A 14,614-nucleotide genomic window follows, 5' to 3' on the forward strand; every position below is an offset into this window, starting at 1 on the left:
CGAATGGCGGATATTCTCAAGAAGATCGAAGCCTATAAGCGCGAGGAAATCGCAGCGGCCAAGGCGAGTGTACCGCTCACTGAGCTGAAGGCTCGTTCCGCCGACCAGCCTGCTCCGCGGGGTTTTCTGCGTGCGTTGCAGGCGAAGAAGGATGCCGGCATTTTTGGTCTCATTGCCGAAATCAAGAAGGCGAGTCCTTCGAAAGGGTTGATCCGTCCAGATTTCGATCCGCCGTCGCTCGCCGCAGCCTATGAGGCCGGCGGTGCAGCCTGCCTGTCTGTTCTAACAGATACGCCGAGCTTTCAAGGTGCGCCGGAATTCATGGTCGCAGCAAAGGCTGCCTGCGCCCTGCCCGTTCTGCGCAAGGATTTCATGTTCGAGACCTACCAGGTGCACGAAGCGCGCGCCTGGGGAGCCGACTGCATCCTGATCATCATGGCGGCGCTGTCGGATGACGACGCGCTTGCGATCTACGAGGTCGCCGGCGAGCTTGGCATGGATGCGCTGATCGAAGTGCATGACGCGCCGGAAATGGAGCGGGCGCTGAAACTCTCCGCGCCGCTGGTGGGCATCAACAACCGCAATCTGCGCACGTTCGAGCTCGATCTCGCCATCAGTGAGATACTTGCACCGATGGTGCCAGCCGATCGACTCCTCGTCGGCGAAAGCGGCATCTTCAGCTATGCGGACTGCCAGCGGCTGCAGAAGGCTCATATCGAGACCTTCCTGGTCGGTGAAAGCTTGATGCGTCAGGACGACGTTGCTGCGGCGACGCGACTGCTGCTATCTGGTGAGACAAACGCACAGGCGGCCGAATAATGGCAACACTCACCCATATCGATGCGGCCGGCGAAGCGCATATGGTCGATGTCGGCGACAAGACCGAAACCGTTCGCTCGGCGACGGCCGAGGGTCATGTCAGAATGCTTCCAGAAACGCTCGCGCTGATTCTGGATGGCAATGCCAAGAAGGGTGACGTCATCGGCACGGCGCGGCTCGCCGGGATCATGGCGGCGAAGAAGACCAGCGATCTCATTCCTCTTTGCCATCCGCTGATGCTGACCAAAGTCTCGGTCGAGATTACCGAAGACGCCGCCCTGCCCGGCCTGCGCGTCATGGCGACCGCCAAGCTGACCGGTAAGACCGGGGTCGAGATGGAAGCGCTGACGGCTGTCTCCGTTGCCTGCCTGACGATCTACGATATGGCGAAAGCCGCAGACAAGGGCATGCAGATCGGCGGCATCCAGCTTCTCGAGAAGACCGGCGGCAAGTCCGGAACATACCGCCTGGAGGGCTGATGAAGGCACTACTCCCCGTGGCGGATGCCAGGAGCCGGCTGCTCTCTGCAGCGCGTCCGATCGACGATATCGTGAATGTCCCGCTCGGCGAGGCCGACGGTCGCGTGCTGGCTGCCGATCTGGCCGCGAGGCTGACACAGCCACCGTTCGACGCGTCCGCCATGGACGGCTACGCAGTACGGGCAGAGGACGCGTCTACGATCGGCACGGAACTGTCGGTCATCGGGACGGCGTCTGCGGGCCATGCCTTCGAGGGCATTGTCGGCCCGGGCGAGACGGTGCGGATCTTCACGGGTGCACCTCTGCCGCAGGGCGCTGATTCCGTCCTCATCCAGGAAGATGCCGAGCGAATCGCGGACGACCGGATCCGCACTGCATTTGCCGTCGTCGAAGGACGGCATGTGCGGCCCCGCGGCCAGGATTTCGCGGAGGGCGAGATCGTCCTCAAGCGCGGCACGGTGCTCGACTTCGCGCATCTAACCGTCGCCGCCGCGATGAACCATCCGACGCTTGGGATCTATCGGCGACCAAGGGTCGCGATCCTTGCGACCGGTGACGAGCTTGTCGTTCCTGGCGGTGTGCCGGCGACCGCGCAGATCATTGCCTCCAATACGTTCGGCGTCGCCGCACTGGTGCGGTCCAACGGCGGTGAGGTTCTCGACCTTGGCATCGTCAAGGACAACCAGGCGGATATCGCTGCAGCTGTCGCACGGGCGCAGCTCGAAAAGGCCGACGTGCTGGTCACGCTCGGTGGAGCTTCTGTCGGCGATCACGACCTCGTCCAGTCGACGCTGAAGGGCGCCGGTATGGAACTCGATTTCTGGCGGATCGCGATGCGTCCCGGCAAACCGCTGATGGTCGGTTCGCTCGACGGCATGCATGTGCTGGGCCTGCCCGGCAACCCGGTCGCAAGCCTTGTGACCAGTCTCCTGTTCCTCGAGCCGCTGCTGCGAAAGCTCGCGCATCTCAGCGAGAGGAACCGCGAGGTCATGGGTGTCACAGCGGAGCCTATCAAGGCGAACGACCAGCGGCAGGACTATGTTCGCGCGAGCGTGACGCGTGACGCGGCGGGAAATCTTGTTGCCAAGGCTTTCGGAAAGCAGGATTCGTCGATGATGAAGATATTTTCGCGATCCGACGGCCTTATCGTGCGTCCTCCGCACGCTCCGGAGCTGGCTGCCGGTGCACCCTGCCCTATATTGCTCATTCGTTCCTAAGGCGCTTTCCAGGCGTCCTTTGCGATGCCTCGAACGGAGAAGCGCGTGCCTGCCGATCATTCAACTGACAAAGACATTCCGACCATCCTATGGTTTCGCAAGGACCTCCGTCTCGATGACAATGCGGCGCTGAATGCCGCGATCGATGCCGGCGGCGCGGTCATCCCCGTCTATATCCGCGAACCCGACGAACTGAACATCGGGCCTCTCGGTGGCGCGCAGGAATGGTGGCTGCATCATTCGCTGACGGCACTCAAGGGCGCGCTGAAAGCGCTCGGCAGTGACCTCATCCTCGTTAGGGGAAAGGCCGAGGATGTTCTGTCCGACATCGCCCACAAGACCGGCGCCCGCTCCGTCTTCGTCAACCGCGCCTATGAACGCACGGACTACGACCGTGAAATCGCGGTCGCCCTGAAAGACAAGGGCATCGCCATCAGCGCCTTTTATGGCCAGCTTCTCCACGAGCCGGACCGGATCCGCACGGGGGCGGGCAAGCCATTCAAGGTTTTTACACCGTTCTGGAACGCGATGCAGAAGCTCGGCGAGCCGCACGAGCCGATGGATACCCTAAAGTCCATCCCTGCCCCGAAGCAATTTCCCCGTTCGGAAAGCCTGGACGGCTGGGACCTGCTGCCGACAAAGCCTGACTGGGCTTCGGGTTTTTCCGAAATGTGGACACCGGGCGAACAGGGTGCGCGGGAGAAGTTAAAGGACATCATCGACAGGGACCTGCACGACTACAAGCGCGGTCGAGACTTTCCGGCGATCGACGCCACGTCTTCGCTGTCTGCCCACCTCACCCATGGTGAGATTTCCCCTGCCCGCATCTGGTACGAGACGAGAGGCCTTCCGGCGAAGACATCGGAAGACGTGTCGCACTTCCGGCGTGAGCTTGCCTGGCGCGATTTCTGCTACGGTCTGCTCATCGAATTTCCCGGCCTCGATCGCGAAAACTGGGACGACAAGTTCGACGCATTCGAATGGAAATACGATGCCAAGCAATTCACGGCCTGGACCAAGGGGATGACGGGTTATCCGATCGTCGATGCCGGTATGCGGCAGTTGTGGAAACACGGCTATATGCACAACCGGGTGCGGATGATCACGGCGTCGTTCATGATCAAGGATCTGATGATCGACTGGCGCAAGGGCGAGCAGTGGTTCCGCGATACGCTTGTCGATGCGGATCCTGCCAACAATTCCGCCAACTGGCAGTGGGTGGCCGGCAGCGGCGCCGATGCCTCACCGTTCTTCCGGATCTTCAACCCTATCCTGCAGGGCGAGAAATTCGATCCAGACGGCGATTACGTTCGCGAGCATGTGCCCGAACTGGCGAAGCTCGACCGCAAATACATCCACAAGCCGTTCGAGGCGCCTGCGGCCGTGCTGGAGAAGGCAGGGATCGAGCTGGGCAAGACCTATCCAAAGCCCATCGTCGATCACGGCTTTGCCCGCGACCGGGCGCTCGCCGCATACAAGGCGCTCAAGTAGAAAAGCGGGCAAAGAAAAACCAGGCCGAAGCCGGGTTTTTCTTGTCTTAGACGAGACGGCTCTGTTCGAGCGCTGCCTCGACGAAACTCGCAAACAGCGGGTGCGGATCGAGCGGTCGGCTCTTCAGTTCCGGATGGTACTGAACGCCGATGAACCACGGATGGTCAGGGTATTCGACCGTTTCCGGCAGAAGGCCGTCCGGCGACATTCCCGAAAAAACGAGGCCGCAGTTTTCCAGGCGGTCCTTGTATTGGACGTTCACTTCGTAACGGTGACGATGGCGCTCGGAGATATCCGTCGATCCGTAGATCTCGGCGATCTTGGTGCCCTTCTTCAGAGCTGCCTGATAGGCGCCGAGACGCATCGTGCCGCCGAGGTTGCCGGCGGTAGACCGCTTCTCGAGCTCGTTGCCCTTCAGCCATTCCGTCATCAAACCGACGACCGGTTCCTTTGCAGGACCAAACTCGGTCGAGGATGCGTCTTCGATGCCGGCGAGATGACGGGCGGCTTCCACCACCGCCATCTGCATGCCGAAGCAGATGCCGAAATACGGAACCTTGCGCTCGCGGGCAAACTGGGCTGCGAGGATCTTGCCTTCGGAACCGCGCTCGCCGAACCCGCCGGGCACCAGAATGCCGTGAACCTTTTCAAGCCACGGAGCCGGGTCTTCCTTTTCGAAGACTTCCGATTCGATCCACTCAAGATTGACCTTGACGTGATTGGCGATGCCGCCGTGATGCAGGGCCTCGATCAACGACTTGTAGGCGTCCTTGAGGCCTGTGTACTTGCCAACGATCGCGATCGTCACTTCGCCTTCCGGTGTGTGGATGCGGTTGCAAACCTCTTCCCAGGCGTCCAGACGGGGCTTGGGAGCCGGTTCGATGCCGAACGCAGCCAGCACCTCCGAATCGAGGCCTTCCTTGTGGTAGGCCATCGGGACGTCGTAGATATTGGCGACGTCGAGCGCCTGGATGACCGCGGATGGGCGAACGTTGCAGAACAGCGAAAGCTTGCGGCGCTCGGCCTCCGGGATTTCCCGGTCTGCGCGCACCAGCAGGATGTCCGGCGCGATACCCAGCGCCTGCAGTTCCTTGACGGAATGCTGGGTCGGCTTGGTCTTCAACTCGCCGGCTGCAGCAATGAACGGCATCAGTGTCAGATGCAGATAGATCGTTGTTCCGCGGGGCAAGTCGTTCTTGACCTGGCGGATCGCCTCCATGAACGGCATCGCTTCGATATCGCCGACCGTACCGCCAACTTCGCAGAGGACGAAATCGTAGTCCTCATTGCCCTCGGTGACGAAATCCTTGATCTCGTTGGTGACATGCGGAATGACCTGAACGGTCGCGCCGAGGTAGTCGCCGCGGCGTTCCTTGTCGATGATGTTCTTGTAGATACGGCCGGTGGTGATGTTGTCGGTCTTGGTCGCCGAACGGCTGGTGAACCGCTCGTAGTGACCGAGATCCAGATCGGTCTCAGCGCCGTCGTCGGTCACAAAGACCTCGCCGTGCTGCGTCGGGCTCATAGTGCCCGGATCAACGTTGAGATAAGGATCGAGCTTCCTCAGCCGAACCCGGTAACCCCTCGCCTGGAGCAGAGCTCCGAGGGCCGCGGCCGCAATTCCTTTTCCGAGGGAAGAAACCACGCCGCCTGTGATGAATACATATCGCGCCATGGGAGCCACCGAATACCTTCTGATTTATGATTCCGCCAGCGGAATTTTCTTTTTCCGAAAAAAGTCTGTGGAATCTCCACAAACGAAAACCGGCAGGCTTTTGGCCCGCCGGAGTTTGTTGCCTTCAACCGTGCCTTACTGGCCGGTTGGAACGCTGTTCGTCGGAGCGGGCGTTGCCGGGGCCGGTGTCGCAGGCGCAGCAGGAGCCGGTGCGGAAGGCGCTGCTCCCGTTGCCGGTGCTGCCGGAGCAGGCGCTGAACTCGCGCCATCCGATGGGACGCCGTTGCTTGCCGGCGGAGCGGTCGGGGCCGGGCCGAGCTGGTTCAAGATACCATTGCCTGAACCCTGCTGGCTCTGCGGAATGCGGTCGAGAATATCCGTCGGACGCGATTCGTAGCGTGCCAGAATACCGAGCGCCAATGACGTGACGAAAAACAGCGTCGCCAGGATCGCCGTCGTGCGGGTCAGGGCGTTTGCCGTGCCGCGCGCCGACATGAAGCCGGAACCGCCGCCGATGCCAAGCCCTCCGCCTTCGGAGCGCTGGATCAGCACGACGCCGACAAGCGCCAGCACGATCATGAGATGAATGACGATCAGAACAGTCTGCATGAATAAGATCCCTGCCCCGTTGGCGAGGCAATAGAAGAAGTTTGGCGGCTCTTTACATGAGGCCCGCCCGCTTTCCAAGCCCCTATTGAATGGCTCAGGCGGTCAAGGCCTCATAGACGCCGTAGATGGCGAGAAAATCGTCGGCTTTCAAGCTGGCGCCACCGATCAATGCGCCATCGACATTTTCGATCGCCATCAGCTCCGCCGCATTGCCCGGCTTGACCGAGCCGCCGTAGAGGAGACGCATCCCCTTGCCTTCGTCGCCGAACCGCTTGGCGAGTTCTACGCGCATGAAAGCGTGCGCTGCTTCCACATCTGTCGCGGTCGGCGTCACGCCGGATCCGATCGCCCATACAGGCTCGTAGGCAATGACCGTGTTTGCGGCTGTGGCATGGTCAGGCAGGGAGCCAGCGAGCTGACGCTTCAAGATATCGAGTGTCTGGCCGGTGTCGCGTTCGTCCGCCGTTTCACCGACGCAGACGATCGCGATCAATCCGGCCGTGTGCGCAGCCTCGGCCTTCGCGCGAACGATCCGATCAGTTTCACGATGATCGACGCGCCTTTCGGAATGGCCGACGATCACATGCGTGCCGAAGCAGTCGGCGATCATGTCGGCGGAAATTTCGCCGGTATGCGCACCGCAATCCTTCTGATGGCAATCCTGGGCGCCGATCATCAGCGGGCTGTCCGTCGAAAGTGCCGTCGCCACATAGAGAAGCGTGGCCGGTGGACAGATCAGGGTTTCGACCTTGTCCGAGAGAGGTCCCATCACGCCCTGCGCGATTGCCTTGATCTCGGGAAGGCTGTCCCGTGTGCCGTTCATCTTCCAGTTTCCGGCAATAAGCGGGCGAATTTCTGGTGTCATGTCGATCCCTGGTCCTCTCCTCCAGCCGACGCCGTTGAGCGCCGCCACCTAAACGTGCCGGACATGCCTCCCGACATATCCTTTCACACTTCGTACGCTGAATAATGAACGTATTTCAAGTGCTTGCATGGATCATGGATGCCGGGACACCGGCCTAGAGCCCGCTCATCGCGCACCGCAAGCGATGCACGCCACGATTCAATCGGTTGAGATCCATTGAAACGCCCGATTGCGCTTAAACCGGTTATTTGTGGGCAATAAGCACGAAATTGAGGGCTTTGCGCCAGTCGATCATCCGGATCGGCGTTCCGTGCCCACCCGTGTTGAAAACGGACATACGGACCGGGTATCCGGCGCTCTGCAATTTCCGGTAGATCTCGGTCTGTCCGCTTGCTGCGTAGACGCTGTCGGCGCTGCCGTGAGCAATGTAGATCGGCAGTTTTGCCTTGGCGAACGGCGTTGACGGCAGACCCGGATCGGGTGGACCGCCCAGCAGCACCATGCCCTTCAAGGACCGGATCGTCGCGGCATCACGGCTCACGGCCTGACAGATGAAGCCACCCATGGAGGCGCAGGCGAGGATGACTGGACGTCCTGCCGATTTTTCCGACGCATAGCGGATAAGGGCAGCGATATCGGCTGTCCCTTTGTCGTCGAAAGATCTGACGCTCGGCGAATAGTAGGTCCCGCCTGACGCGGTGACGAGGTTCTTCAGCCGGTTGAAATTGCCGCCGAACGTGTAGTCGTTGACGCCGAGCCGCCTGTCGCCGCCCCTGCCGTGAACGAAGATCACCGTGAAGGCGCCACCTTGAGAAGGTCCCACCCTGGTGACATCAAGGGTCCGTCCGGAGAAGGCCAGGGTTTCATTTTCCTGGACCCGGCGCGGTCCAAGTGCCACATAGGCATTCTTGACCCGCCGCTCAGGCTCACTGTCACGACCGTTGATGTCGCGCAGTTCCTGGTAGTCTATCATCTCGTAAGCGCCGCCTTCCTTACTCTCCAGCACCTCGAACCTGGAGAAAAGCTCGTCCTTGAACGGCTTGATGGGGCCTTCCTGCGCGAGGCTTGCTGAAGCGGTGAGCGCGACCATGCCAGCAAGAAGCGTGCCGAAAAAGAAATGAACTGTGGACATGCGGGCTTTCATTCGGAACCTTCTGTCTTCCAACTTGCCATGCTAAAGCCGAGGCAGCATTGCTGGCAGAGCCGCCGTGTGCGTACGGCATCGCGAGAAAGCCGGTTTTCTGGCAAAATCGCATGTGATTCGAAACAGCACGAGATGGGTATGGCTATCTCCTCCGCACCCCGACAGGTAGTACCGACACCGCCAATGGATGACAATAACGACCTTTTTGCCGATACGCCCGCTCTCCCCAGATCAGCGCCAGCGGAACCTGTACCCGCTGTCAAGGCAGCGCCTTCGCCGCGACGTCCGGCTACAATCGCCGCCGACGGCGACGACTACGGCGCATCGTCGATCCGCGTGCTGGAGGGTCTTGAACCGGTGCGTATGCGCCCGGGCATGTATATCGGCGGCACGGACGAAAAGGCTCTCCACCATCTGTTTGCCGAAGTCATCGACAACTCGATGGACGAAGCCGTGGCCGGCCATGCCAATTTCATCGAGGTGTATCTGGATACCGAAGGTTGCCTGACTGTGACCGACAACGGTCGTGGCATTCCTGTGGAAAACCATCCGCAGGTGCCCGGCAAGTCGACACTCGAAGTTATCATGACCAAGCTTCATGCCGGCGGTAAGTTTGACGGAAAGGCTTACGAGACCTCGGGCGGTCTGCATGGGGTTGGCGTCTCCGTCGTCAATGCGTTGTCCGACATGCTGGAAGTCGAGGTTGCGCGCAACAAGAAGCTCTATCGCCAACGTTTTTCCCGCGGCGTTCCGCAAGGTGGGCTCGAAGAACTCGGTGACGTACACAATCGTCGCGGCACCCGCGTCCGCTTCCATCCGGATCCGCAGATCTTCGGCGATCACGCGAAGTTCGATGCCGGTCGCATTTTCCGCATGGCGCGCTCGAAGGCTTATCTGTTCGGCGGCGTCGAAATCCGTTGGAGCTGCGATCCGTCACTGGTTCAGGCCGGTGGCGATGTACCGGACAAGGCGGTCTTCCATTTTCCCGGCGGTCTGAAAGACTATCTTTCGGCCACGCTCGGCAAGGATTTCACCGTCACTCGCGAAATCTTCGCGGGCCGCACCGAAAAGACCGGTGGTCACGGCGCCATGGAATGGGCCATCACGTGGTATGGTGGCGACCCGCAGGTTCACTCCTACTGCAACACCATCCCGACGACCGAAGGCGGCACCCATGAAGCCGGGTTGCGCATTGCGCTGACCAAAGGCCTGAAGAATTACGCCGAACTGACCCAGAACAAACGTGCCCGCGAAATTACCACTGATGACGTGATGATCTCGGCCGTGGGCATGCTGTCTGTCTTTATCCGCGAGCCGGAATTTGTCGGTCAGACCAAGGACAAGCTTGCGACCGTGGAGGCTCAGCGGCTCGTCGAGAACGTTCTGCGCGACCCCTTCGATCATTACCTGACCGGAAATCCCAACGAGGCCGCGAAACTGCTCGACTGGGTGATTGAGCGCTCCGAAGAGCGGCTTCGTCGCCGCAAGGAAAAAGAGGTCAATCGCAAGACGGCCGTGCGCAAGCTGCGCCTTCCCGGCAAGCTCGCCGATTGCTCACAGAACACGGCCGAGGGCGCCGAACTGTTCATCGTCGAGGGTGACTCGGCTGGCGGCTCGGCGAAGCAGGGCCGTAACCGGTTGAACCAGGCCATTCTTCCGCTGCGGGGAAAAATCCTCAACGTCGGCTCGGCAAGCCGCGAGAAACTCTCGGCCAACCAGCAGATCGCAGATCTCGTGCAGGCGCTTGGCTGTGGCACGCGGACGAAATACCGCGAGGAGGATCTTCGCTACGAGCGGGTCATCATCATGACCGACGCCGACGTCGACGGCGCCCATATCGCATCGCTGCTGATCACGTTCTTCTATCAGGAAATGCCCGAACTCATCCGCGGCAGCCATCTTTATCTGGCCGTGCCACCGCTTTACGTCATCCGGCAGGGTGGAAAGACCGTCTATGCCCGCAACGACGCGCATCGGGCCGAATTGATGGAAACGGTGTTCAAGGGCAAGAAAGTCGAAATCGGTCGCTTCAAAGGCCTTGGCGAGATGATGGCTGCGCAGTTGAAGGAAACGACCATGGACCCCGCCAAGCGCACGTTGCTGCGCGTCGGGATCGACGAGGTGGATTTCGAAGGCACGCGCGAGGCGGTCGACAATCTGATGGGTACACGGCCCGAGGCGCGCTTCCGGTTCATCCAGGAACGCGCCGCCTTTGCCGATAACCTCGATATCTGACTGCTGCGACCGGAAGACTTCCGGTCGCATTTTGAAGCTATCGTTCCAGAACCTTGCTGACGGCGGCAATCAACGCCGTCGCTTCATAAGGCTTGCGCACAACCGGCGCTGAAAATGTCGCTGGAATGATCGAGCGATCGCTGTATCCCGTCGCAAACACGAAGGGCACGTGACGACGCAGAAGTTCTTCCGCGATTGGAAGCGACGTACCGGATCCCAGATTGACATCGAGGATCGCGACGTCCGGGGTGAAATCCTTGAGGCGGCGAAGCGCGTCCGAGACCGAAGGCGATGTCGTTACCTTGTCGATACCATTGTCCGCCAGCATCGCCTCGACATCTGCTGCGATCAGCATCTGATCTTCCACAAGAAGGAACTCCAGATTGCCGAGTGATCGCTCGCTCGCCGTCCGTCCGCCGAGCCCATCTAGGTGGAGATCGTCCTCGGATGCCGCGTCATCATCTGCGTGAACGTGCTTGGAGGGGATGACAAAGACCGCGTTGACGCCCTCGGGCGGATAGTCGACCGATGCCCGTCCATCCAGCTCGAAGGGCATGCTGCGGCTGATAAGGACACTGCCGAACCCACTGCGACTGGGCGCCTTTGTGACCGGACCACCGGTTTCTTTCCAGGTCAACTCGCAGTCGCCATCGGCGCTTCGGCCCCACTCGATGTCGAGCCGACCGTCAGATACCGAGAGCGAACCGTATTTCGCAGCATTGGTGGACATTTCGTGCAGGACGAGGGCCATGACGGAAAACGCACGGCTATCAAGCCAGAATCGCGGTCCGCTCATCGTCACGATGCGGCCGCTTCCCTTATAGGGCTGGAGTTCGGCTTCGAGAAGGTCGGCCAGATGTCCGCCATCGCCGCTGCGGACGACCTGATCGTGCGCATAGGCCAATGCCTGAATGCGTCCCTTCAGCGAGCCGACGTAATCGGACAGCGGTCTTGAGTCATCCACAGGATGCCCCACGAGCGCCTTGATCACAGACAGGATGTTCTTGACGCGGTGGTTGAGCTCCTCGTTGAGCATGCGCTGGCGCACGTCCGCCTTACCGCGCTCGTCCGCAAGCAGTTCGTTATGATGCAGTACGGTTTCGACAAGAACTGCCCTGATGGCGTCGGCAATCTCGAGATCCGTATCGGTCCAAGGTTGAGCCTTGAGGCGCACCTGTTCTTTCCAAATGGCGAAGCTCGACCTCGGCGTCAGTCGCTCCCCATGCGGTCCGCTGGTATACTGCTTGTCGGGATTGCCTGCCCAATCGAGGGTCTGCACGACTTCCTTGCGGAAGAAAAACAGATAGTCGCGAGGGCGCTGGGACAACGAAATGGCAAGAACGCCGCTCACGTCGTCCGGCGAGATCATCGACAACGGTAGCGACCGAGACAATTCGGCCGTCGACCAAATCCGTCCGCCCGCGACGCCGCCGACCAGTTCCGCCAGTTCGGCAACCAGATGCTCCTGTGGCACGAGCCCCTGCCCTGTCCAGATCCCGTCAAGCCACAGCCCGACCCCATCGCAGGGTAGCATGCCGCCGAAATCATCCAGTGAACTTCTCAACAACCCGCTGATATCGTTGTGGTTGGAAGCGATCTGAAGGAATCGGTCGAGCGAACGTCTGGCAAGATTTGCCGTTTCGACAAGTTGCTTCTGTTTCAGCGCGCTCAAATGCAGGGAGAAGAACTCGCCGAACGTTTCTGCCGCAACGCGCTGGGGCATCGACAAGGTCTTTGGCGAATAGTGGTGGCAGGCCATCAGCCCCCACAACTCCCCATCAACGATGATGGACACCGACATCGAGGCAGAGACGCCCATGTTGCGAAGATACTCGCAGTGGATCGGCGAAACACTCCTCAGATGCGCGAAGGACATATCGAGCGGCAGGCCGTCTTCGCCCAACTCAGGGACGATGGCCACACGCTCGTTGTCAGCGTTGGAGATGACGCGGATGGTGTTCTTGATGTAGAGAATGCGTGCCTGTTTCGGGATATCCGCTGCAGGAAAATACTGGCCCTTGAAGCTCTCGAGGTCGCGGCGTTTGTATTCGCTGACGACCTTGCCGGACCCTTCCTCCTCGAAACGATAGACCATCACGCGGTCATATCCGAGCATGGCGAACATCAGCCTTGCAGCGTTCTCGATAAGCCTGTCGATGCTCTTCATGTTGCGAATGCGGCTGATCAACATGCGCGCAACTTCGAGCGGCTGGTCGGCATCGTTGGAAGCCGGCTCGAACTCGATGATCACCTTGGAATCGAAACGATGCAACGAGATGTCGAAAGCTTTGCCTGACGGGAGTCGCAAGGCATGGCGTAGCGCCGGGCGTGCTGGATCATCAGAGGTCGCGAGCGCGTTGCGAAGCGAATGGGCCGCTTCGCCACCGACGACGTCTTCAAGACGCCGGCCGTTGATGTCACCTTCAACACCGAGCATTTCTCCGACATTCGCAGAGTGGTGAAGAATCTCAGCGCCAGTTAAGTCGCAGGCAAGAAGGCAACCATGCGGTTGAATGCTCCCTGGGATGTGAATTGGCTCGCGGTCGCAATTTGTAAGGTCGACCGCCTCCGCATTGAGCATCATTAAAGTCCTTGGATCTCGTCTCTTATAAAACACGCGTACGTTACGGTTATCTATTGTTCTGCTCTACCGAAACAAGGGGCGCTGACAAAGACGGCTTAGCCATCGCAATGCCCTAGATGAAGTTATGGTTCGGTGTTTTCACATTTGTATCGTATCTAAAGGATAGGCAGACGATGAAGGGCTAGGTTAAGAGGTCCATTGTAGGCTTGCAGCAAAATGGCCGAGACACCATATCGGCGACAGCAATCGGGAGTGGCAGTATATCGTGAGCGCGCAAAATGATCGGAACACCCCAAGAGAACCGCGTTGGCTGGGACCGGTCTCTCCCAATCGCATTGCTCTGATACCGGCCATATCGGCAGCTCGATGGCTTCTGGTTCTGATTGTTGCTGCGTCGATCTACTTCTTCTACGGCTTCCTTGTCCCGGTTCTGGCCGCCCTTGTCATCGGATTTGCCAGCTGGCCTCTCTATCGCAAGCTTTTGGCCCGCGTTGGCGGAAACACGACAATCGCCGCGACGCTTGCCATTCTGTTCATCCTCGCCTTTCTGATTGTGCCGATCGGCGTCGCGATCAGCTACACCACGGGTGAACTGCGCCAGTGGTTCAGCTGGGCGGTCGAAGTGAACAGGTTCGGGGCGCCGCCTCCAGCCTGGATCATCGGCCTTCCCTGGGCCGGTGATTGGCTCGGGTTGCAGTGGACAAAGCATGTTGGGTCACCCGGCGCTATCGGCGAGCTTGTACAGATCGTTAGCGGAGCCAATATCGGCAATATCTACCGCGCCGTGATTGCTGCCGGAGATGGCGTCTTCCATCTTGTTCTGACCATGCTGTTCATGATGATCGCGCTGTTTTTCGTTTATCGTGACGGCGCATCGTTTTCACGCCAGATTGATCTCGTTGGTGAGCGCATCCTGCCGTCGCGGTGGGAGCGGATTTCGCGTGTCGTACCGGCGACAATTAGTTCGACGGTGACCGGGATGACGTTGATTGCGATCGGCGAAGGCATCGTGCTTGGCGTGGCCTACTGGATTGCTGGCGTCCCCTCGCCTGTGACACTTGGGGTCATCACTGGCGTAATGGCGCTTATTCCGGGCGGCGCGCCGCTTTCGTTTACGCTGGTATCTGCCTATCTCGTTGCCAACGGCTCGTTCGTCGCAGGGATCGGGCTGTTCACGTGGGGTGCGGTGGAATTGTTTATCGTCGACAAGACGGTTCGTCCACGCCTGGTTGGCGGCCCCATCAAATTGCCATTCCTTCCCACATTCTTCGGCCTTGTCGGTGGTGTGAAAACCATGGGCTTTCTCGGACTGTTTATCGGTCCGGTTCTGATGGCGCTGATTGTGTCGATATGGCGGGAATGGATTCGCGAGGTCCGGATGGCAGAGACGACCGAAGTGCAATCGGCCGACCTTGCGGTGTCGCCGAGCGAAGCGGCGGAGCGGGCCTATAAGCGAAAGGCGCAAACGCCTTAAGCGTTCAGCCCCGCTGCGGTGA

Annotated in this window: 11 protein-coding genes; 6 read left to right on the top strand and 5 right to left on the bottom strand. The window is 60.0% G+C overall.

What is annotated here, in order from left to right:
- The first annotated feature begins 3 nt into the window (after positions 1–3).
- From trpC to IFT59_RS07800, 4 genes are read left to right on the top strand one after another with little or no spacing between them, the layout of a single operon-like run.
- A complete protein-coding gene (gene trpC, locus IFT59_RS07785; protein ID WP_192086564.1) occupies positions 4–819 on the top strand; it encodes an indole-3-glycerol phosphate synthase TrpC in 816 nt (271 codons plus the stop codon).
- Positions 819–1,298 (top strand): cyclic pyranopterin monophosphate synthase MoaC, encoded by a 480-nt coding sequence (moaC, locus tag IFT59_RS07790; protein ID WP_192086565.1) that lies wholly within the window; start codon positions 819–821, stop codon positions 1,296–1,298. The genes trpC and moaC overlap by 1 nt, the downstream gene beginning before the upstream one ends.
- Positions 1,298–2,515 carry a molybdopterin molybdotransferase MoeA gene (locus tag IFT59_RS07795; RefSeq protein ID WP_192076900.1) on the top strand — a complete coding sequence of 406 codons (1,218 nt, stop codon included), beginning with the start codon at positions 1,298–1,300 and terminating at the stop codon, positions 2,513–2,515. The genes moaC and IFT59_RS07795 overlap by 1 nt, the downstream gene beginning before the upstream one ends.
- Before the next feature lie 24 nt (positions 2,516–2,539).
- The gene (locus IFT59_RS07800) at positions 2,540–4,006 is read left to right on the top strand and encodes a cryptochrome/photolyase family protein (RefSeq protein ID WP_192086566.1); all 1,467 of its coding nucleotides are present in this window, start codon (positions 2,540–2,542) and stop codon (positions 4,004–4,006) included.
- Positions 4,007–4,052: 46 nt separating this feature from the next.
- Here the strand turns inward: IFT59_RS07800 and IFT59_RS07805 are convergent, their stop codons facing one another.
- The 4 genes from IFT59_RS07805 to IFT59_RS07820 all read right to left on the bottom strand — a co-directional run bounded on the left by IFT59_RS07805 (position 4,053) and on the right by IFT59_RS07820 (position 8,287).
- Positions 4,053–5,681, bottom strand: a complete 1,629-nt coding sequence (locus IFT59_RS07805) for a CTP synthase (RefSeq protein ID WP_062456928.1) — start codon at positions 5,679–5,681, stop codon at positions 4,053–4,055.
- A gap of 135 nt (positions 5,682–5,816) precedes the next feature.
- Positions 5,817–6,290 (bottom strand): preprotein translocase subunit SecG, encoded by a 474-nt coding sequence (gene secG, locus IFT59_RS07810; protein ID WP_092662341.1) that lies wholly within the window; start codon positions 6,288–6,290, stop codon positions 5,817–5,819.
- Between the two features lie 94 nt (positions 6,291–6,384).
- The gene (gene tpiA, locus IFT59_RS07815) at positions 6,385–7,155 is read right to left on the bottom strand and encodes a triose-phosphate isomerase (protein WP_192086567.1); all 771 of its coding nucleotides are present in this window, start codon (positions 7,153–7,155) and stop codon (positions 6,385–6,387) included.
- A 244-nt stretch (positions 7,156–7,399) separates the two neighbouring features.
- Entirely contained in the window at positions 7,400–8,287 is an 888-nt protein-coding gene (locus tag IFT59_RS07820) for an alpha/beta hydrolase (RefSeq protein WP_192086568.1), read from the bottom strand.
- A gap of 195 nt (positions 8,288–8,482) precedes the next feature.
- On the opposite strand from IFT59_RS07820, the gene parE reads away from it, so the two are divergent.
- Positions 8,483–10,534 carry a DNA topoisomerase IV subunit B gene (gene parE, locus IFT59_RS07825; protein WP_082471923.1) on the top strand — a complete coding sequence of 684 codons (2,052 nt, stop codon included), beginning with the start codon at positions 8,483–8,485 and terminating at the stop codon, positions 10,532–10,534.
- 37 nt (positions 10,535–10,571) lie between these two features.
- On the opposite strand, the gene IFT59_RS07830 is transcribed toward parE, so the two are convergent.
- Positions 10,572–13,118 (bottom strand): HWE histidine kinase domain-containing protein, encoded by a 2,547-nt coding sequence (locus IFT59_RS07830; protein WP_430243510.1) that lies wholly within the window; start codon positions 13,116–13,118, stop codon positions 10,572–10,574.
- A 265-nt stretch (positions 13,119–13,383) separates the two neighbouring features.
- Here IFT59_RS07830 and IFT59_RS07835 point away from each other — a divergent pair, with 265 nt between their 5' ends.
- Positions 13,384–14,592 carry an AI-2E family transporter gene (locus IFT59_RS07835; protein ID WP_113110498.1) on the top strand — a complete coding sequence of 403 codons (1,209 nt, stop codon included), beginning with the start codon at positions 13,384–13,386 and terminating at the stop codon, positions 14,590–14,592.
- Positions 14,593–14,614 lie beyond the last annotated feature (22 nt).

The organism is Rhizobium sp. CFBP 8752 (assembly GCF_014842035.1).
Classification (GTDB): domain Bacteria; phylum Pseudomonadota; class Alphaproteobacteria; order Rhizobiales; family Rhizobiaceae; genus Neorhizobium; species Neorhizobium soli.